Below are 20,461 nucleotides of genomic sequence, written 5' to 3' on the forward strand. Positions count from 1 at the left end.
GCAATTTTCTTGCCTCAGAGGCAAAAGCCTCCCGGGTGGGCGGCTACCGGTTGGCCACCGCCTGCTTCACCAGCGTCTTGCCGAAGTCCCACATGAGCCCGCCACCGCTGTGCGCGTCGTCCATGACGTCGGTGAAGGCGTCGACGAACCGGTCCACCTCCTTCTCCCCGACGACGAGCGGCGGGATGAGCTTGATGACCTCCAGGTGGTCGCCGGAGACCTGGGTGAGGATCCGGTGCCGCTGGAGGAGGGGGACGACGACCATCTGCGCGAACAGGCCCTTGCGCGCGGCCTGGAGCATGGTCCAGCGACTGCGCAGCTTGAGCGACTTCGGCCTGCCGAACTCGATGCCGATCATCAGGCCCCGGCCGCGGACGTCGGCGAGCAGCTCGTACTTGTCGATCAGTGCCGCGAGCCGGGATCTGAGCAGGTCGCCGGTGGCGCGGGCGTTCGCGACGATCTGCTCGTTCTCCATGACCGACAGGACGGCGAGCCCGGCCGCCATCGCCTGGGCGTTGGAGCCGAAGCTCGCCGAGTGCACCAGCACCCGGTCCATCGACGAGTAGACCTTCTTGAAGATCCAGTCCTTGCCGAGGGTGGCGCCTACCGGGACATAGCCACCGGAGAGCGCCTTGGCCACGCACACCAGGTCGGGCTCGACCCCGTCGTCGTGCTGGTAGGCGTAGAAGTCCCCGGTCCGGCCGAGCCCGGTCTGCACCTCGTCGGCGATGAGCAGCGCCTTGTGCTTGCGCAGCAGCTCCTGCGCCGACCGAAGGTACCCTGGCGGCGCCTCGTGCACCCCCTTGCCCTGGATCGGTTCGACGACCAGGGCGGCGACGTCGCCCTTCTTCAACTCCCCGGCCAGGGCGTCGAGATCGCCGAGGGGTACGGCGGTGTCGGGCAGCAGGGGCGCGAATCCGTCCCGGAAGCCGGACTCGCCGTTGACCGAGAGGGAGCCCGTGGTCAGCCCGTGGAAGGCGTGGTCGCAGTACAGGACGCGGGGCTTCCCGGTCGCGTACCGGGCGAACTTCAGCGCGGTCTCCACCGCCTCGGTGCCGCTGTTGCCGAAGAACACTCGGTCCAGGTGCGGGCTGAAGGTGAGCAGCTTCTCCGCGAGCAGCCCGGGCAGCGGTTGGCAGTCGAAGCGGGTGAGGTCGGCGAGAGAGGCGTCGAGGACGTCGTGCAGTGCCTTGCGGACGACGGGGTGGTGGCGCCCCAGGCCCATCACCCCGAACCCGGCGAGCATGTCCAGGTAGTCGTTGCCGTCCGCGTCCCAGAAGTAGGCGCCCTCTCCGCGCTCGTAGACCTTGTCGAAGCCGATGGTGTGCAGCATGCGCGGCAGCTGGTGGTTCAGGTACCTGCCGTGCAGCTCGTAGCGCTCGGCTCCGCGCTCGGCCAGGAGTCTGCCGAGGTCGAACTCCGTGGTCATTCAGCTGTCTCCTTGACTTCGACCTGCGCCTTCACGGCCAGGCTCGCGCTGATCCGTCCGGCGACCTCGACCGGCGTGAGGCCGATGTCGGCGAGCACCTCGCCCCGCTTGGCGTGCGCGAGGAACTGCTCCGGGATCCCGAACCGCCGTACGGGCACATCGACTTCGGCGTCCCCGAGCGCCAGCGCCACCGCGGCCCCGACCCCGGCGGCCCGGCTGTTGTCCTCGACGACGGCGACCAGCCGGTGTTCCGCGGCGAGGCCGGGCAGCGCGGGATCGACGGGCTTGACCCAACGGGGGTCCACGACCGTGCAGTTGATGCCCCGCGCTTCCAGCAGCTCGGCGGCCTGGAGGCAGACGGTGGCCATCACGCCGACGGCGACCAGGAGAACGTCCGGCGCGTCCGCGGAACGGTGCAGGACGTCCAGGCCGCCCACCCGGTCGATCGCCGGAACCGCCGGCCCGACCGACTCCTTCGGGAACCGCACCAGGGTAGGCGCGTCGTCCACGGCGACCGCCTCCCGCAGCTGCGCCCGCAGCTGGTCGGCGTCGCGGGGAGCGGCGATCCTCAGTCCGGGCACGACCTGGAGGATCGACATGTCCCACATACCGTTGTGGGAGGCCCCGTCGACACCCGTCACACCCGCCCGGTCCAGGACGAACGTGACCCCGCACCGGTGCAGGGCGACGTCCATCAGGAGCTGGTCGAAGGCCCGGTTCAGGAAGGTGGCGTACACGGCGACGACCGGGTGCAGGCCACCGGTGGCGAGACCGGCAGCGGAGACCGCCGCGTGCTGCTCGGCGATGCCGACGTCCCACACCCGGTCCGGGAAACGCGCTGCGAACTTCCCAAGGCCCACCGGGTGCAGCATGGCCGCCGTGATCGCCACGACGTCCTCCCGTTCCTCCCCGATCGCGGCGATCTCGTCGCCGAACACCGAGGTCCAGGAGGGCCCGTTGGACGGGGCGAGCGGCTCGCAGGTCAGGGGGTCCATCACACCGACGGTGTGGAAGTGGTCCTCCTCATGGGCGAGGGCGGGCTCGTAACCGCGCCCCTTCTCCGTCAGGCAGTGCACGAGCACCGGTCCGTGGAAGCGTTTCGCCCGCCTCAGCGCCGACTCGACGGCCCCGATGTCATGTCCGTCGATCGGGCCGACGTACTTCAGCCCGAGATCCTCGAACATGCCCTGCGGCGCGAAGGCGTCCTTGAAGCCCTTCTTCGCGCCGTGCAGGGACTCGTAGACGGTGCTGCCGACCAGCGGGGTCTTGAGGAGTACGTCCTTCCCCCAGGCCAGCACCTTCTCGTAGCCGTCGGTCGTGCGCAGGGTGGCCAGGTGGTTGGCGAGGCCGCCGATGGTCGGCGAGTACGACCGCTCGTTGTCGTTGACGACGATGATCAGCGGCCGGTCCTTGGCGGCCGCGATGTTGTTCAGCGCCTCCCAGGCCATCCCGCCGGTGAGGGCGCCGTCGCCGATGACCGCGACGACGTGTCCCTTCTCCCCCCGCACCTGGCGGGCCTTGGCGAGGCCGTCGGCCCAGCCGAGCGCGGTGGAGGCGTGGCTGTTCTCGACGATGTCGTGCTCGGACTCCGCGCGCGAGGGGTAGCCCGACAGGCCGCCCTTGGAACGCAGCTTGGAAAAGTCCTGACGCCCCGTCAGGATCTTGTGCACATAGCTCTGGTGGCCGGTGTCCCACACGATGCGGTCGACCGGCGACTCGAAGACCCGGTGGAGCGCGATGGAGAGTTCCACCACTCCCAGGTTGGGCCCGAGGTGGCCACCGGTCCTGGCGACGGCGTGCACCAGGAACTCCCTGATCTCCTCGGACAGTTCACCGAGATCCGACTCGGACAGCGCCTTCAGGTCGCGTGGTCCCCGGATGTTCTCCAGCTTCGTCACGCTCGGGCCCCCTTCGGTCCGTACTGTTCAACTCACGGTGACGGCCGGCTCCCCCGCCGCGACGCCGTCCTGCTCCATCTGTTCGGCGATCTTCATCGCCTCCTCGATGAGGGTCTCCACGATCTTCGACTCCGGGACGGTCTTGACGACCTCGCCCTTCACGAAGATCTGCCCCTTGCCGTTGCCGGAGGCGACCCCCAGGTCCGCCTCCCGCGCCTCGCCGGGACCGTTGACCACACACCCCATCACCGCGACCCGCAAAGGCACCTCCATGCCTTCGAGACCTGCGGTGACCTCGTCGGCCAGCTTGTAGACGTCCACCTGTGCGCGCCCGCAGGACGGGCACGAGACGATCTCCAGCCGACGCTGCCGCAGGTTCAGCGCCTGAAGGATCTGGATGCCGACCTTGACCTCCTCGACCGGCGGGGCGGACAGCGACACCCGGATGGTGTCGCCGATCCCCCTCGACAACAGCGCCCCGAAGGCCACCGCCGACTTGATCGTCCCCTGGAAGGCGGGCCCTGCCTCCGTGACCCCGAGGTGCAGCGGGTAGTCGCACTGCTCGGCGAGCTGCTGGTAGGCGGCCACCATCACCACGGGGTCGTTGTGCTTGACGGAGATCTTGATGTCCCGGAAGCCGTGCTCCTCGAACAACGACGCCTCCCACAGCGCCGATTCGACGAGCGCCTCCGGGGTCGCCTTCCCGTACTTCTGGAGAAGCCGCCGGTCCAAGGACCCCGCGTTGACGCCGATCCGGATCGGCGTGCCGTGGTCCTTCGCGGCCCGCGCGATCTCCTTCACCTTGTCGTCGAACTGTTTGATGTTCCCGGGATTGACGCGTACGGCCGCACAGCCGGCCTCGATCGCCGCGAACACGTACTTGGGCTGGAAGTGGATGTCCGCGATCACCGGGATCTGCGACTTGCGGGCGATGGTCGCGAGAGCGTCCGCGTCGTCCTGCGTGGGGCAGGCCACGCGGACGATCTGGCAGCCGGACGCGGTGAGCTCGGCGATCTGCTGGAGAGTGGCGCCGATGTCCGACGTACGGGTCGTCGTCATCGACTGCACCGACACCGGGGCCCCGCCCCCGACCGCCACCGGCCCGACGTGGATCTGCCGCGACAGGCGCCGCTCGGCGATCGGCCGGACCGGCACCTCGGGGACGCCCAAGGAAATGGCGGTCATGGCGCTACTCGCGGTTTCCGGAGACCGTCTCGCGCATGGCGCGCAGCGATTCCTTGAGCGAGCCCATGGTGGCCAGAACGGCGGTGGGCTCGTAACCGCAGTGCGCCATGCAGTTGGCGCAGCGCGGGTCCTTGCCGCGGCCGTACTTGTCCCAGTCGGTCTCCTCGATGAGTTCGCGGTACGTCGGCACGTACCCGTCGCTCATCAGGTAGCAGGGGCGCTGCCAGCCGAACAGGGAGTAGTTCGGGATCGCCCAGGCCGTGCACGGGAAGTCGACCTTGCCCTCCAGGAAGTCCAGGAAGAGCGGGGAGTGGTTGAGCCGCCACTTCTTGCGGTTGCCGCCCGCGAAGGCCTTCTTGAACAGTTCGCGGGTCTGCTCCACGCCCAGGAAATGCTCCTGGTCGGGCGCCTTCTCGTAGGCGTAGGCGGGCGAGATCATCATCTCGTCGACCTTGAGGTCGTCGTTGAGGAAGTTGAGCACCTCGATGATGGTCTGCGGGGTGTCGGTGTTGAAGAAGGTCGAGTTGGTGGTGACCCGGAAGCCGCGCCGCTTGGCCTCCTTGATCGCCTCCACGGCCTCGTCGAACACGCCCTCCTTCGCGACGGACTCGTCGTGCCGCTCACGCAGCCCGTCGATGTGCACCGCGAAGGCGAAATAGGGAGAGGGCGTGAACTTGTCCATCTTCTTGCGCAGCAGCATGGCGTTGGTGCAGAGGAAGACGTACTTCTTCTTCGCCACCAACTGCCGCACGATCTCGTCGATCTGAGGGTGCATCAGCGGCTCTCCACCGGCGATGGACACCATCGGGGCACCGGACTCCAGCACCGCCCCGACGGCCTGCGCCACCGGCATGCGCTGCTTGAGCACACCCGCCGGATGCTGGATCTTGCCGCAGCCCTCGCATTTGAGATTGCACGCGAAGAGGGGCTCCAGCTCCACGATCAACGGGAACTTCTCCCGCTTGCGGAGCTTCTGTTCGGCCAAGTATGTAGCGACCTTGATGGACTGACGCAGCGGCATGGCCATCGGGCTCACCTCCTGGGGAGCAGCAAGGAACGGTGCCATTCATGGAAAGCGGGAAGGACGGAACGAAGGACGCGGAAGGCTGATATTCCACCGCGTACCGTGCCGATCCGGACGAGTTCATGTTGGGGAGCGTCCACGACCACCCGGACGGCCGCAACGGGGCGCTCGCCCGCGCGCACGGCGCTCAGGAGCGTGGCCGCGGACTCCATGTCGACCGCGATCGCGCCGGTCGCGAGCAGCTCGGACCGCTCGTGACCGCGCACGACGTGATCGGAGCCGGTGAGGGGCCCGGTGTGCACGGTACGTCCCGGTAGCACCCGTACGAGCTCCTTGACGAGCAGGTCGGTCTCCACACAGGGAACGGTTCCGTCCGGGTCCCGGGTCTCCTCGGCGACGACCAGGTCGCCGGGGTGCATCCCAGGAGCGAGACCGGCGCAGAAACCGGTGGCCAGTACGGCCGCCCCGGCGAGCGCGGGGTCGGCCAGGCGGCGGGTGACGGACCGTTCCGCCGCCTTGGGGCCCATGCCCGTCCGGAGCAGGGTGACCGGCCCGCCCGCCCCACCGCGCTCGGCCGTGCGCAGGGCGAGGTGCTCGATGCCGAGCGCGCAGGCGATCAGCAGCGGGGCGGTGGCGGGCCGGGTGCTCATCAGGCCGCCTCGGCCCGGGAGAAGGGTTCTCCGTGAACGTAACGGCCCAGGGCGGTGAGGGGGAAGACCTGCCGGTAGAGGTGGTAGTTGATGGAGAAGTCCCAGGGGAAGCCGGTGCCGGTGAAGTAGGGCTCGTCCCAGGAGCCGTCCTCGCGCTGGGTGCTCGCGAGCCACTCGACGCCGCGCTCGACGGCCTTGGAGTCCTTCTCCCCCGCGGCCAGCAGCGCCATCAGGGCCCAGGCCGTCTGGGAGGCGGTGGAGGCGCCGCGACCGCTCCACTCCTTGACGTACTTGTAGGAGCGCAGGTCCTCGCCCCAGCCGCCGTCGTCGTTCTGCACCTTCTCCAGCCAGGCCACCGCCCGCCGGATCGCCGGGTGCGAGGCGGGCAGACCGGCGGCCGTCAGCGCGGGCACCACCGAGCCGGTGCCGTAGATGTAGTTGACGCCCCAGCGCCCGAACCACGAGCCGTCCGGCTCCTGTTCGGCGAGCAGCCACTCGATGCCGCGCCGGGTGCGCGGGTCGTGGGAGAGCCCCTCGATCGCGAGCATCTCCACCACGTGCGCGGTGACGTCGGCGGACGGCGGGTCGATGACCTCACCGAAGTCGCAGAACGGCAGCCGGTTGGGGAACGGACTGGTGTTGTCGACGTCGAAGGCGCCCCAGGCCCCGTTCTTCGACTGCATCCCGAGGTTCCAGCGCACCCCGCGCCCGATCGCCTTCTCCACCCGCTCGGGGTCGTGATGCCGGACCCGGCGCAGGGCGAGGACGACCTCCGCGGTGTCGTCGATGTCCGGGTAGTTGTCGTTGTGGAACTCGAACGCCCAGCCACCCGGCGGGAGTTGAGGTCGCTTGACCGCCCAGTCCCCGGGCCGCACGATCTCCTCGCCGAGCATCCAGTCCGCGGCCCTGACGAGCTGCGGGTGGTCGGCGGGCACGCCCGCGTCGGCGAGCGCGATGGTGGCGAGGCAGGTGTCCCACACCGGCGACTGGCAGGCCTCGATCATCCGGGACCCGTCCTCGCGCCAGATGGCGAACCGGTCCAGGGACTCGAGCCCGGCCCGCATGACCGGGTGCTGGAGGTCGTAGCCGAGCAGGTGCAGGGCGATCACCGAGTACACGGCCGGGGGCTGGATGCCGCCCCAGCAGCCGTCGTTCTCCTGCCGCTCGATGATCCAGCGGGCCGCGCTGTTCATGGCGGCTCTGCGGAGTCTGCGCGGGGCGACCTTGCGCAGCTGGTGCAGCGCCTTGTCGAGACGCTGGAAGGCACCGTCCCAACTCGCCACCGGCGCCAGGGGCTTGGCCGGGTTCGGGTCGGCCGGGTCGATGTGCAGCTCGTCGAGCGGGAAGGGCGCGGGCCGGACCGGACGCTTCGCGGACACGATCGTCAGCGGGACGATGGTCTGACGGGCCCAGCAGCCGAAGTCGTAGATGTTGAGCGGGAACCACTTGGGGAAGTAGATGAGCTCCGGCGGGAGTTCGGGCAGGTCCTCCCACTTCCACCAGCCGAACAGGGCGAGCCAGATCCGGGTGAACACGCGGGCGGCGGCGATACCGCCCTGTGCGCGGATCCACGCGGAGGCCTTCGCCATGTGCGGGGCGTCCAGGGCGTCGCCGTCCAGCCGGAGGGCGACGTACGCCTCGACTGTGGTGGAGAGTTCGCCGGGCCCGCCGTAGAAGCTGGCCCAGGTACCGTCCTCGCGCTGCTCGCCGCGGATGAACTTGGCGGCTGCCCGGGTGGTCGACTCGTCGCGGATGCCCAGGAACTGACGGAGCAGCAGGTCCTCGGCGTCCATCGTGACGTTGGTCTCCAGGTCGCCCTTCCACCAGCCCTCGGCGTCCTGCCGGGCGAGCAGGTGGTCGGTGGCGCGCTGGACGGCACGCACGGCGGCTTCTTGTATCCCGGCCGCCACGGGGGTGTCGAGGTGGATTTCGCTGGCCGCGGCAGCGCGGGGCGGCAGGGCCCCGGTGCTTCCGTCGGTCGTCGCTGTCATGGCTTCCCCTTCGTGCAGTGTGCAATGTGGTGCTCTGCTGTGGGTCCGCCGTCGGCCGGTGCCTTTCCTTTCCTCGCAGCACCGGCCGGCGACTACGCGAGGGCTGTTCGACCGATAGTGATCATCTCTTTCGTACGACGACGAAGTCGGCGAGCGCCGTGAACCGGTCCCGTACCCGGTCGGGCATGTCGACGGCGTTCAGGGCTTCGATGGCGATGGCGTGCTGACGGCGTGCCTCTCCGGCCGTCCACTCACGGCCTCCCGCCTCCTCGATGAGGGCGGCGCGGGCCGCGAACTCCTCCTCGGAGAAGTTCTCGAAGTCGCTGCTCTTGGCGTCGGCGGCGAGCATCTCGCCGAGCCGCTCGGAAGCGGCACCGCCCGCCGCGAGCGCGGCCACGACCGGCAGGGACTTCTTGCGCTGGCGCAGATCGCTCCAGGTCTGCTTGCCGGTGGACTCCGGGTCGCCCCAGATGCCGAGGAGGTCGTCGACGGCCTGGAAGGCGAGGCCCAGGTGGTAGCCGTACTTCTCCAGGGTGTCGGCGGTGCGGTCGTCCGCGCCGCCGAGCACGGCACCGATGGAGCTGGCGCAGGCCAGCAGGGCGCCGGTCTTGTTGCCCTCCATCTCCAGGCACTCCTCGACGCTGACGCGGTCGCGGTGCTCGTAGGAGATGTCCTGGGCCTGGCCGTCGATCAGGGCACGGGTGGCGGTGGTCAGACGGCGGGTGGCGCGGCCGGCCTCGACGGTGCCGAGCTCCAGCAGGACCTCGTTGGCCAGGGCGAACAGGGCGTCGCCGACCAGGATGGCCTGGGCGGGGCCGTGCACCTTCCAGACGGTGTCGCGGTGGCGGCGCTGCTCGTCGCCGTCCATCAGGTCGTCGTGCAGGAGCGAGAAGTTGTGGACCAGTTCGACGGCGACGGCCCCGGGGATGCCGGTCTCGGGCGCGGCGCCGGTGACCTCCGCCGAGAGGACGGCGAGGGCGGGGCGCACGGCCTTGCCACCGTCCCCGTCCGCGGGGTTGCCCTGGGCGTCGATCCAGCCGAAGTGATAGGCGGAAACAGTGTCCATCGGGGATGCGAGACGGTCGACGGCCGCCTTCAGCACCGGCGTGGCCAGGGTCCGGCCGCGCTCCAGGAGCGCGGTCACGTCCACCGCGGACCTCGCAGCGGCCGTCTCGGCCGGGGGCACAGTGGGCACAGTCTCTCCTCTTGTAGCGGTACCGGAGGTGCTGGGGCCGGATACGCCGTGCTGGTCGAGCATCACGCGGCCTCCTCGAACTCGAAGAGACGGGCGGGGCGGGGCCGGCCCAGGGCGGCGAGGGCGGCGTCCGCCGCACTCACACCACTGCGGACCGCACTCTCCATGGTCGCGGGCCACCCTGTGGCGGTCCACGCGCCGGCCAGGTAGAGGCCGGGGGCTTTCGTACGGGCGCCGGGCCGCAGCCGTCCGACACCGGGGGTCGGGGCGAACGTAGCGGTGCGCTCCCTGGTCACGAAGAAGTCCTTCACCTCGGCGCCTCGCGCGAGGGGCAGCAGCCGCTCCAGCTCGGGCAGATAGCGCGCGCGCAGTGCGGCCACCGGCTCGTCGATCTCGTCGTGCGCGGCCGACTGGGACAGGGCGAGGTACTGGCCCTCGCGCAGCCCGGAGGCGTCGGTGCGGTCGAAGACCCACTGCACCGGGGTGCCGAGGGCCGCGAAGAACGGCTTGTCGAGGACCTTGCGGTCGTAGACGACATGGACGTTGAGGATCGGCGCCGTGCCGATCTCCCGAAGATTTTCCGGGGCGTCCAGCGCGCCCTCCGGCAGCAGGTCACCCGCCTCGCCCTGGGCGACGGCGAGCACGACCGCGTCGGCCCGGAGTGTCTCCCCGGGAACCTGAACGCTCCAAGTGCCGTTCTCGTCAGTAGAGATGGAGGTGACGCGTGTACGGACCTCGGTACGTACGCCCGCGGAGTCGAGCGCCTTGCGGGCGAGCCGGTCATGCAGTTCACCCAGCGGGACGTGCGCCCAGCCGATGTCGGCCGCGCCTGGGTCGGACAGCAGACCGGTCTTGAACACCATCGCGGCGAGCCCCAGCGAGGCGTCGCCCGCGACCGCGTTGAGGGTGGCGACCCCGACCAGGTCCCACAGGGCCTCGACGGCACGCGCCGACTGACCGTGCGCGGTCAGCCAGCTGCCGAAGTCCTGTGCGTCCAGGCTCGGATCGGCGAGGTCGAGCCCCTTGAGCGCGAGCGCGGCACGCCCCACAGCGGCCCGCTCGGCGAGGGAGAGATGCGGGTAGGTCGCGAGGCTGCGCCCCAGATGCAGGGGCACCGGCAGCGCGTCGCGCCGCAGCCTGCCGAGCCGTCGGCCCTCGGGCCGGGCCAGGTCGAGTACGGGCACGTCGAGACGATCCTGCAGCGGCGCCAGCGCCGTCCCCTCGATGCGGTCGAGGAACCAGCGGTAAGCGGTGCAGCAGCGCAGGTAGACATGCTGTCCGTTGTCGACGGTCAGTTCGCCGCGCTGGAAGGAGAAGGCGAGCCCGCCCAGGCGTGGCCTGCCTTCGAGCAGGGTGACGCGCACCCCGGCGTCGGCGAGCGCGAGCGCGGCGGTGATACCGGCGAGCCCACCGCCGATCACGACGGCGTCCCGTCCGGACCGCTGTCCGTCGGTCATCGCACACCCTCCCCTGCCCGGACGCCGTGGTGCTCGAACGGTGCACGGCCGGCCGTCGCAGTCAGGGACGCCGTCCTTGAGCGGAGGGTTGCGTGCCGTTTTTCTCCGCCGGCATCACCTTGGACCGAATTGTCCACCTCGCCCATCAAGCGCGCCTCCTGACGGTCCGCCGCGTCACATGCCGGGTGTCCAGGCCGGACAGGCCGCGGACGGCGACGTACGCCTTCTCACGGCCGGGCAGCGAGACCCGGCCGCGCAGCACCGCCTCGGGGTCGCGCTCGATGCGGTCGAGCAGCCGGCGGTAGATACCGGCCATGGCGGCGACGCAGGCTCCGCTGCGCCGGTCGAGCATGGGCAGCAGCCGGTAGCCCTCGGCGAAAAGGGCGCGGGCCCGTCGCACTTCGAAGTGCACGAGGCCCGCGAAGTCGGCGCCCTCCGGTGGTTTCGGCCCCTTGAACCCGGCCGAGCAGCCGAACTTCGCGAGGTCGTCGGCGGGCAGATAGATGCGCCCGTCCTCGGCGTCCTCGCGGACGTCTCTGAGAATGTTGGTGAGCTGGAGCGCGAGGCCGAGCGTGTCGGCATACTCCGGCGCGCGTTCGGCGGCTCGCGCCCCCGGTTCGGTGCCGAACACGCCGAGCGAGAGCCGTCCGATGGCGCCCGCCACACAGCGGCAGTACACCTTCAGGTCGTCCCAGGTCTCGTAGGTCTCGCCGCGTACGTCCATCAGGACGCCGTCGATCAGCTCGTCCAGGCCGCCCAGCGGGATCGGAAAGGTCTCGGCGGCATGAGCGAGGGCGACGGCCACCGGATCGGTGTCGTCCTCGTCGACCGAGCCCTCACGCACCCGGGTCAGCATCGCCCGGGTGTCCTCGAGTCTCGCGGCCTTGACATCGCCCGCCAGCGCGCCGTCGCCGATGTCGTCGACGCGCCGCGAGAACGCGTAGAGCGCCGACATCGCACGCCGCTTGGACGTCGGCAGCAGCCTGATGCCGTAGGCGAAGTTACGGGCCTGCTGTCCGGTCACGGCCTCGCAGTAGCTGTAGGCGGCGAGTACCGGTGCGGACGCGTGCGGTGGTGACTCCACGGTCCGGATCACCCCTCTCCTCGCAGAGTGACGCCCACCTCGCGCAGCAACTGGAGCTTGCCGGGCTTGGGCGGGCCGGGAAGTACGTCGTGCTCGGCGGCGGCGATCGCACGGAGCGCCGCCCTTCCCCCCGCCACGAATCCTGCGAGCAGCAGCTTCAGTCTGCCGTGGACGCTACCCACCAGGGGGGCGCCTTCATTCAGGAGTTCGCGGGCGCGTTGCGCCTCGTATGCAACCAGAGCGCGCACCGATGCGCCCGCGGTTTTCGCGGCGAGATCCGCTTCCTGGACGTGAAAGCGCTTCATGTCCGCGGCGGGCAGATAGATCCGGTCGCGGCCGAGGTCCTCGGCGACGTCCTGGAGGTGCTCGACGACCTGGAGGGCCGTGCAGATCGCGTCCGAGAGGCGGATCCGCTCGGGGCTCGAGGTGCCGGTGACGGCGAGCACGAGACGACCGACGGGGTTGGCGGACAGCTCGCAGTAGGCGAGCAGGTCGTCGTAGGTCTCGTAGCGGGTGACGAGCTGGTCCTGGCGGTTGGCGGCGATCAGGCCGAGGAAGGGCTCGGGGGTGAGGGAGCGGCGGCGTACGGTGGGCTGGAGGCGGCGCAGCAACGGGTGGCGGGGCGCTCCGGAGAAGACGCGGTTCAGGTCGGTCTCGAAGGCGTCCAGCAGGACCAGCCGGTCCTCGGCCTCCTCGGGCGACACGCCGAGCAGCCGGGCGTCGGCGCCGCCGGGGGCCAGGTCGCCGTCGCCGATGTCGTCGACCAGGCGCGCGAAGCCGTAGACCGCCATGAGGTCGGTGCGCCAGTCCTTGGGCAGGAAGAACGGAGCCACGGGGAAGTTCTCCGCCGCGGCCTTGTCGAGCGTTCCGCGCTCCGTCACTCCGGGGCGCGTCGTGCCGGTCTCCGTCATCGCGGCCTGCCCGGGGCGGGGACGGCACGTGCTGCGTTGAGCTGGGGAGTTTCCGTAGCCATCGCCGTCACATCTCCCGTTCTACACCGCCGACCCAATACACACTATTTCGGACACGCCGCCCAGCCTTCCGCGCGGCGCCCCAGTGATCGGGTGTCGCGCATTATCGCCCCACTTGCTGCGATTCGGCACCGGTACAGCTTACGTTGTACAACGCGGCAAGGATCGTCGGGGTGTCCTGCACATCACAACAACACACCGATTGGCCCCAAGATTCCTAAGGGGGGCCGAAGTTGACGTTTCCTTTGCAGACGTGTGGCCCCGCCGGAACAGTTCCGACGGGGCCAGGTCGAGTCGAGCGGAGCGGTGTCTTTCGTCCGGGGCGGGTGGACTACTTGCCCGTGAACTTCTCGTACTCCTTGATGACCTCGTCGGTCGGGCCGTCCATGCGCAGCTCGCCGCGCTCCAGCCACAGGACGCGGTCGCAGGTGTCACGGATCGACTTGTTGTTGTGACTGACGAGAAACACCGTGCCGGCCTCCTTGCGCAGTTCGCGGATGCGTTCCTCGGAACGCTTCTGGAACTTGCGGTCACCGGTGGCCAGCGCTTCGTCGATCATCAGGACGTCGTGGTCCTTGGCGGCCGCGATGGAGAAGCGCAGACGGGCCGCCATGCCGGAGGAATAGGTGCGCATCGGAAGGGTGATGAAGTCCCCCTTCTCGTTGATCCCGGAGAAGTCGACGATCTCCTGGTAGCGCTCCTTGATCTGCTCCCGGGACATACCCATGGCGAGCCCGCCCAGGATGACGTTGCGTTCGCCGGTCAGGTCGTTCATCAGAGCCGCGTTGACGCCGAGCAGGGAGGGCTGGCCGTGGGTGTAGACGCGGCCGCTCTCGGCGGGCAGCAGGCCGGCGATGGCGCGCAGAAGGGTCGATTTGCCGGAGCCGTTGGAGCCGATCAGGCCGATCGCCTCGCCCTTGTAGGCGACGAAGGAGACGCCCTTGACGGCGTGCACCTTGCGCACGCCCCGCGCCGCGTCGTCGGAGCCCCGCTTGAGGATGCGGCTCAGCGCGGCGGTCGCGCTGCCCTTGCCGGTCTTGGCGCCGTTGACGCGGTAGACGATGTGCAGCTCGTCCGCGATGACAGTGGGGGTGTGCTCGTCCCTGAGGTCCTCAGCCACGGCCGTACCTTTCCTCCGCCTTCCAGAAGTACACGAAGCCGCCGAGCGCGAAGAGCGCGGCCCAGCCGCCGGCGGCCGCCCAGACGTGGTCGGGCAGGTTCTCGGCGCCGTACTCGTCCATCAGGGCAAAGCGCATCAGGTCCATGTAGATGGCCGCCGGGTTCCACTGGAGCACCGTGGCGAGCCACTGCGGCTTGTCGGCCAGCATGATCGGGATCGAGAACATCACGCCGGACGCGTACATCCACGTACGCATCACGAACGGCATGAGCTGCGCCAGGTCGGGCGTCTTGGCACCCGCGCGGGCCATGATCAGCGCGAGGCCGGTGTTGAAGAGGAACTGCAGGATCAGCACCGGGACGATCAGCGCCCAGGACAGGTCCGGGTAGTGGCCGAAGCCGATGGCCACGGCGAACAGCACGACCATCGAGAACAGCAGCTGCTGGAGCTGCTGGAGCGCGAAGGAGATCGGCAGGGACGCCCGCGGGAAGTGCAGCGCGCGGACCAGGCCGAGGTTGCCGGAGATGGCGCGCACGCCCGCCATGACGGAGCTCTGGGTGAAGGTGAACACGAAGACACCCGTGACCAGGAACGGGATGTACACGTCCTTCGACATGCCCCGGCTGGCGTTCAGGATGACGCCGAAGATGAAGAAGTACACGCCCGCGTTCAGCAGCGGCGTCGCCACCTGCCACAGCTGGCCGAGCTTGGCCTGGCTGTACTGGGCGGTCAGCTTCGCCCGCGAGAACGCGAGGATGAAGTGGCGCCGGTCCCAGAGCTGGCGGACGTACTCGACGAGTGAGGGCCTGGCGCCGCTCACGGACAGACCGTACCGGCCGGCGAGCTGCGCCGCCGTGAGGCCCTCGTCGGGCGACGCGGGCGCGCTCACCGCGACCGTGCCGTCGTGCGTTGTCTCACTCACTGATGGATAGCTTTCCTCTTCGGGATGCCTCGGGCTGCGCGGCCTCTTGGGCAGGGCATGAGCGTGGGGCCGTGGTGCGGCCGGCCGCTCTCAGGAACGAGCTTGTCAGATGACCGGGGGCCGGCCCAGTCGGGTCAGTCGCCAGACGGTACGCCACTTCATCGGCCTGCGCGGACCGCACGGCGTGCTCCAGCCCTCCCTGAAGCCGCCGAACCAGGCCTTCAGGGCGGGCCGTGAGGGGCGCCGCACGAGGGTGAGCAGCATCCAGACGCCCAGGTATACCGGGACGAGGAGCGCGGGCAGGTTGCGGCGGGCGAGCCAGACGCGGTTGCGGGCGACCATGCGGTGGTAGACCGCGTGCCGCGAGGGCGCGGTCGTCGGGTGGTACAGCACCATGTCGGACCGGTAGTCGATCATCCAGCCCGCGTCGAGGGCCCGCCATGCCAGGTCGGTTTCCTCGTGGGCGTAGAAGAACTCGTCCGGGAGGCCGCCGACTTCGGCGAACACCTGGGTGCGTACGGCGTTGGCGCCACCGAGGAAGGTGGTGACCCGGGAGGAGCGCATCGGGTCGGCGGCTCGCAGCCGGGGGACGTGCCGGCGCTGGGTGACCCCGGTCTCGGGGTCGGCGATACGGAAGCTGACGATGCCGAGCGCGGGGTCGGCCGTGAAGGCCTGGCGGCACAGTTCGGCGGTGTCGTGGTTCGGGAGGAGACCGTCGTCGTCCAAGAAAAGCAATATGTCGACGTCGCGGCCACTGGGGCCGAAGGCCTCGATGCCGACGTTGCGACCGCCGGGGATGCCGAGGTTCTCGGGCAGCTCGATGGTACGGACGCCGTCGGGGACGTCCGGGACGGGCGAGCCGTTGCCGACGACGACCACCTCGACCGGGTCGCCGTCCTGCTTGGCGACCGAGTCGAGCAGGGCGCGCAGCTCCTCGGGTCGGTTGCCCATGGTGATGATGACCGCGCCGACCTTCATGCCGGTGCTCACTTCAGCCTGCTGGAGGCGAGGATCGACACGAGGTGCAGCAGGGTCTGGAGCAGGGCGATACCGGCCATCACCGCGACACCGAGCCGCGAGAAGAAAAGGTCGTCGCGCGCTTGGTCCACGATCGCGAGGACCAGGATCACCAGGGACGCCTCGATGCCGAGGATCAGCCGGTGGAACTTGAAGGCGGCGGCGGCCCGGCGGGCCAGCGCCATGCCGGAGGAGCGCATCTCGGCGGCCGCCTCCTGCACGGGCGGCTTGCCGGCCTGGTGGCGGGCGACACCGACGAGGTCTGTCTCCGCCTTGATCAGGATCGCGCCGAGCGCGGCCAGGGTGCCGAGGAAGGCCCACAGCCAGTCGATACGGCCGCTGCCGAACAGGTCGGCGGCGCGCAGACCGAAGCCCACGAGCACGGCCGCGTCGGTCAGGTACGCGCCGACGCGGTCCAGGTAGACGCCGTTGAGCGAGTACTGCTTCTTCCAGCGCGCGATCTCGCCGTCGACGCAGTCGAGCAGCAGATACATCTGGACGCACACCACGCCGAGCACGGCCCCCGGGATCCCCGGCACCAGGAGTGCCGGGGCCGCGAGGACACCGAAGACGGTCATCAGGTACGTGAGCTGGTTGGGCGTGACCCTGGTGTTCACCAGGTAGCGGTCCACCCGCAGGGACACCTCACGCATGTAGAGGCGCCCCATCCAGTGCTCACCGCTGCGCCGGTCCTTGACCCCTGCGGGGTGGACGACCGGACGGAGTTCAGCTACCGATGGCCTTGACATAGTCGGTGTAGATGTCCTTGATCTGGTCGGTCTTGAGGTCGAGGTGTTCGAGGATGGTGTAGCGGCCGGGGCGGGTCTGCGGAGCGAACTCCACGGCGCGGACGAACTCCGCGGGCGTGAAGCCGATCTCCTCCGGCAGCACGGGAAGGCCGTGCCTGCGCAGTACCTCGGCCATGTACGCCGATTCCTCGTGGGCTCCGCGCAGGTACATCGCGAAGGCCGCGCCCAGGCCGCACTGCTCGCCGTGGGCGGCGGCACGCTTGGGGTAGAGCAGGTCGAACGCGTGGTTGATCTCGTGGCACGAGCCGGACGCGGGCCGTGAGTCGCCCGAGATCGACATCGCGACCCCGGTGAGGACCAGGGCCTCGGCGAGCACCTGGAGGAAGTCGTTGTCCCCGACTCCGCCCGGGTGCCGGAGTACGGCCTCGCCGGCCTGGCGGGCCATGGCGGCCGCGAGTCCGTCGATCTTCTCGCCCTTGACGCGGTTCGCCAGCTCCCAGTCGGCGATCGCGTTGATGTTGGAGACCGCGTCGCCGATGCCCGCGCGCACGAAGCGCACCGGGGCCTCGCGGATGACGTCGAGGTCGATGACGGCCGCTATCGGGTTGGGCACGCCGTAGGAACCGCGGCCCGCGTCGTTGTCCAGGGTCGCGACGGGCGAGCAGAGGCCGTCGTGCGCGAGGTTGGTCGGTACGGCGACCAGGGGCAGGCCGACGCGTGCCGCGGCGAACTTGGCGCAGTCGATGATCTTGCCGCCGCCGAGGCCGACGACCGCGTCGTAGTGACCGGCCTTCATGTCGCCGGCCAGCCGGATCGCGTCGTCGAGGGTGCCGCCACCGACCTCGTACCAGGTGGCCCCGGGCAAGGAGGGCTCAAGGCGTTCGCGCAGCCTCGCGCCCGAGCCGCCGCTGACCGCGACGGCCAGCTTTCCGGAGTGCGAGATCCGCTCGTCTGCGAGCACGCAGGCCAGGTCCTCGAGGGCACCCGGGCGGATGTCCACGACGACCGGCGAGGGAATCAGCCTTGTCAGTACCGGCACGCGATCTCCCGTCCACGGGCGAGGTCGTCGTGGTTGTCGATCTCCACCCACGGGACGTCGCCGATCGGCGCGACGTCGATGCGGAAGCCGCGGTTCACGAGCTCCTGGTAGCCATGCTCGTAGAACTGCTGCGGGTCGGTCTCCCAGACCGTCTTCAGGGCGTCGGCCAGTTCGGGGGCGGCGTCGCCCTCGATGAGGGTGACACCGATGTACTCGCCGGTGGCCTCGGCGGGGTCCATCAGCTTGGTGATCTTCGTCATGCCCCGCTCGGGGTTGACGACGACCTTCATCTCCTCGTCGGCGAGGTTCTTCACCGTGTCCAGGGCGAGGATGATGCGCCGGCCCTCGCCGCGGGCGGCGAGCAGTGTCTTCTCGACGGAGACGGGGTGCACGGTGTCGCCGTTGGCGAGGATCACGCCGTCCTTGAGGGCGTCACGGCCGCACCACAGGGAGTAGGCGTTGTTCCACTCCTCGGCCTTGTCGTTGTCGATGAGGGTGAGCTTGAGGCCGTACTTCGCCTCCAGCGCCGCCTTGCGCTCGTACACGGCCTCCTTGCGGTAGCCGACGATGACCGCGACCTCGGTCAGACCGATCTCGGCGAAGTTGCCGAGGGTGAGGTCCAGAACCGTCGGTTCGCCCTCTATGCCCGCGGGGCCCACCGGCACCAGAGCCTTGGGAAGGCTGTCGGTGTAGGGACGCAGACGCCGTCCGGCGCCGGCCGCCAGCACAAGGCCGATCATGCGGTTTCTCCTTCGTCGTGTACGGCGGGCGCCCCAGCGGACACCCAGAAGCGGATGCTCTCGGCGACCACCACCAGGGCCACGGCCACGGCCATGACCGTGAGCGCGACCGTGAACTGCGAGGCGCTGAGCAGCGCCGCCAGGACGGTGACGAGCAGCGTCCGTCCTTCATGTCCCCCGACAACGCGCACCAACCAGGCCGGGGGCGCTCCGGCGTTGCCGCGGATGCGGTACACCGTGTCGTAGTGATGGTAGGCGACGGCGGCCACCAGGCCGAAAGCCGCGGGAAGGGCTCCGTTCACGTCCGCTTTCACCGCCAGGGTGAGGACGGTGCCGTATTCGGCGGCGCGGAAGAGCGGGGGGACGAGCCAGTCGAGGGAGCCCTTGAGGGGGCGGTACAGCGCCTGACCGGCGGCGACCGCGTAGACGAAGGCACCGGCGACGGGTGCCCAGGTGACCCCTGAGAAAAGAGAGACCGCGAGGACGGCGGTCCCGGCCGCCGCGACGAGCAGCGGGGCGCCGAGGCGGGCACGGGTGGCACGCGCCACGAGAGAGGCCAGCGGGCCGTTGTCCGCCAGGTCCGCCAGCGCCTGCGCCGCCCGGTCCGTCCGCTGTGCCTTCCGGGTCAGCGAGCGCAGCACCCGGCCCGCCGTGGTGTACGTCGCCGCGAAGGCGCACCCGACGAGAAGGACGTAGAAGGTGATCCGCGGAGTCGTGACCGCTGTGAGCACCGCGATCATCGCCCAGCGCTCGCCGATGGGCAGGACGATCATCCGCCGTACCCAGACCGTCCAGCCGACGCTGTCGAGCTTGTCCGAAAGGGCCGCCGTGGGGCTGGTGTTGGCGGTCGCGTCGTGGTTGGCCTCGTTGAAGGAGAAATCGACGACGTGGCGGCAGGTCTGGAGGATCATCGCGCCCAGCGCGAGGGCCCATACGTCATCGCCGCCGCGGGCCGCTCCGAGCGCGAGGCCGGCGTAGTAGGCGTACTCCTTGGCCCGGTCGAAGGTGGCGTCCAGCCAGGCGCCGAGCGTGGAGTACTGCAGGGAGTAGCGGGCGAGCTGGCCGTCGGTGCAGTCCAGGACGAACGAGGCGATCAGCAGGACGCCCGCCGCGATGAAGCCGCCGCGCGTACCCGTTGCCGCGCCGGCCGCCGCGATGAGCGCGGTGAGCAGGGAGGCCGTGGTGACCTGGTTGGGGGTCAGGCCGCGGCGGGCGCACCAGCGGGCGAGGTAGCGGGAGTACGGGCTGATGCAGTAGGTGGTGAAGAAGCCGTCCCGTGACTTCACGGCCGACTTCAGGCGTACCGCCTCGTCGTCGACGTCCGCGACGGCCTGCCGTGCCTCGTTGCGGGCCTGCGGGTCGGCGGGGACGGCGGCGACCAGGCTGCCGAGCTCGGGGCGGTACACCTCGGCGCCGTCGCCGGCCAGCGCGGTGACGACACGGTCGGGGAGGCTGTCCACGGCGACCGCCGTGCCGCCGCCCGTTGAGTTCTCGCGGGCCAGGGCCCTGGTGAGCGTCGTCCGGCCGTCGGGCTGCGCGGTGACGGCACCGGGCAGCGCGGCCAGCGAGAAGCGCGGGTCGGTGAGACCCAGGCGCAGCGCCTGCACGTGGCCGACGAAGCGGGCGTCGACGAGGGCGACGCGCTGATCACCGGGTGCCTCGGCGACCAGCCGCTCGGCGTCGGCGGCGTCCACGGCGACCCGCACGTCGAAGCCGAGGGACCGCAGATCACCCTCGATCGACGAACCGGGGACCGGCTGACCGGTGAGGATGGCGGTCGACAACCGAACTCACTCCCTGGGTGCCGACGCGCGGGCGCCGGTCATGTGCACGATGGGGGCGCCCCTTGGCTGGACCAGGCGGGCGGCATGTCGGCAGAGGCTATCGGATGCCAAGAAGGCGGCGTTCACCGCCCGTTAACGGACCGATCAACAGCGTCTCCCCCGGCCTTTGCCGCGATCATCATCGGTGATCCGGGCCCCCGCCCACA

Annotated in this window: 18 protein-coding genes; all 18 read right to left on the bottom strand. The window is 70.1% G+C overall.

The window, feature by feature from the left end; genetic code table 11:
* Positions 1-43: 43 nt before the first annotated feature.
* The gene (locus ABZT02_RS18535) at positions 44-1,429 is read right to left on the bottom strand and encodes an aspartate aminotransferase family protein (protein WP_356018958.1); all 1,386 of its coding nucleotides are present in this window, start codon (positions 1,427-1,429) and stop codon (positions 44-46) included.
* A complete protein-coding gene (gene dxs, locus ABZT02_RS18540) occupies positions 1,426-3,327 on the bottom strand; it encodes a 1-deoxy-D-xylulose-5-phosphate synthase (protein ID WP_356018960.1) in 1,902 nt (633 codons plus the stop codon). The genes ABZT02_RS18535 and dxs overlap by 4 nt, the downstream gene beginning before the upstream one ends.
* 27 nt (positions 3,328-3,354) lie before the next feature.
* On the bottom strand, positions 3,355-4,512 hold the full coding sequence (gene ispG, locus ABZT02_RS18545) for a flavodoxin-dependent (E)-4-hydroxy-3-methylbut-2-enyl-diphosphate synthase (RefSeq protein WP_356018961.1): 1,158 nt from the start codon (positions 4,510-4,512) through the stop codon (positions 3,355-3,357).
* Between the two features lie 4 nt (positions 4,513-4,516).
* Positions 4,517-5,539, bottom strand: coding sequence for an adenosyl-hopene transferase HpnH (hpnH, locus tag ABZT02_RS18550; protein WP_355732819.1), 1,023 nt, complete (start codon positions 5,537-5,539; stop codon positions 4,517-4,519).
* Between the two features lie 5 nt (positions 5,540-5,544).
* Positions 5,545-6,186: a 1-hydroxy-2-methyl-2-butenyl 4-diphosphate reductase gene (locus ABZT02_RS18555; RefSeq protein WP_356018962.1), complete on the bottom strand. Its 642-nt coding sequence runs from the start codon at positions 6,184-6,186 to the stop codon at positions 5,545-5,547.
* The gene (shc, locus tag ABZT02_RS18560; protein WP_356018963.1) at positions 6,186-8,177 is read right to left on the bottom strand and encodes a squalene--hopene cyclase; all 1,992 of its coding nucleotides are present in this window, start codon (positions 8,175-8,177) and stop codon (positions 6,186-6,188) included. The genes ABZT02_RS18555 and shc overlap by 1 nt, the downstream gene beginning before the upstream one ends.
* 121 nt (positions 8,178-8,298) lie before the next feature.
* On the bottom strand, positions 8,299-9,363 hold the full coding sequence (locus ABZT02_RS18565; RefSeq protein WP_356019026.1) for a polyprenyl synthetase family protein: 1,065 nt from the start codon (positions 9,361-9,363) through the stop codon (positions 8,299-8,301).
* A 71-nt stretch (positions 9,364-9,434) separates the two neighbouring features.
* Positions 9,435-10,829, bottom strand: coding sequence for a hydroxysqualene dehydroxylase HpnE (hpnE, locus tag ABZT02_RS18570; protein WP_356018965.1), 1,395 nt, complete (start codon positions 10,827-10,829; stop codon positions 9,435-9,437).
* Positions 10,826-10,975: a DUF6380 family protein gene (locus ABZT02_RS18575; protein WP_356018966.1), complete on the bottom strand. Its 150-nt coding sequence runs from the start codon at positions 10,973-10,975 to the stop codon at positions 10,826-10,828. Before ABZT02_RS18575 ends, hpnE begins: the two co-directional genes overlap by 4 nt.
* Positions 10,975-11,925, bottom strand: coding sequence for a presqualene diphosphate synthase HpnD (gene hpnD, locus ABZT02_RS18580; protein WP_356018967.1), 951 nt, complete (start codon positions 11,923-11,925; stop codon positions 10,975-10,977). Before hpnD ends, ABZT02_RS18575 begins: the two co-directional genes overlap by 1 nt.
* Positions 11,922-12,824, bottom strand: coding sequence for a squalene synthase HpnC (hpnC, locus tag ABZT02_RS18585; RefSeq protein ID WP_356018968.1), 903 nt, complete (start codon positions 12,822-12,824; stop codon positions 11,922-11,924). Before hpnC ends, hpnD begins: the two co-directional genes overlap by 4 nt.
* 391 nt (positions 12,825-13,215) lie before the next feature.
* A complete protein-coding gene (locus tag ABZT02_RS18590; protein ID WP_356018969.1) occupies positions 13,216-14,004 on the bottom strand; it encodes an ABC transporter ATP-binding protein in 789 nt (262 codons plus the stop codon).
* Entirely contained in the window at positions 13,997-14,926 is a 930-nt protein-coding gene (locus ABZT02_RS18595) for an ABC transporter permease (protein WP_356018970.1), read from the bottom strand. Before ABZT02_RS18595 ends, ABZT02_RS18590 begins: the two co-directional genes overlap by 8 nt.
* A 105-nt stretch (positions 14,927-15,031) precedes the next feature.
* Positions 15,032-15,904 (bottom strand): glycosyltransferase, encoded by an 873-nt coding sequence (locus ABZT02_RS18600; RefSeq protein ID WP_356019027.1) that lies wholly within the window; start codon positions 15,902-15,904, stop codon positions 15,032-15,034.
* Between the two features lie 8 nt (positions 15,905-15,912).
* Complete coding sequence (locus ABZT02_RS18605) at positions 15,913-16,692, bottom strand: CDP-alcohol phosphatidyltransferase family protein (RefSeq protein WP_356018971.1); 780 nt, start codon at positions 16,690-16,692, stop codon at positions 15,913-15,915.
* On the bottom strand, positions 16,670-17,731 hold the full coding sequence (locus ABZT02_RS18610; RefSeq protein WP_356018972.1) for an iron-containing alcohol dehydrogenase family protein: 1,062 nt from the start codon (positions 17,729-17,731) through the stop codon (positions 16,670-16,672). The genes ABZT02_RS18605 and ABZT02_RS18610 overlap by 23 nt, the downstream gene beginning before the upstream one ends.
* Positions 17,719-18,471 (bottom strand): phosphocholine cytidylyltransferase family protein, encoded by a 753-nt coding sequence (locus ABZT02_RS18615; protein ID WP_356018973.1) that lies wholly within the window; start codon positions 18,469-18,471, stop codon positions 17,719-17,721. The genes ABZT02_RS18610 and ABZT02_RS18615 overlap by 13 nt, the downstream gene beginning before the upstream one ends.
* Complete coding sequence (locus ABZT02_RS18620; RefSeq protein ID WP_356018975.1) at positions 18,468-20,255, bottom strand: DUF5941 domain-containing protein; 1,788 nt, start codon at positions 20,253-20,255, stop codon at positions 18,468-18,470. The genes ABZT02_RS18615 and ABZT02_RS18620 overlap by 4 nt, the downstream gene beginning before the upstream one ends.
* Positions 20,256-20,461: the final 206 nt, after the last annotated feature.

The sequence above is a fragment of the Streptomyces sp. NPDC005402 genome (assembly GCF_040606575.1).
Lineage (GTDB): Bacteria > Actinomycetota > Actinomycetes > Streptomycetales > Streptomycetaceae > Streptomyces.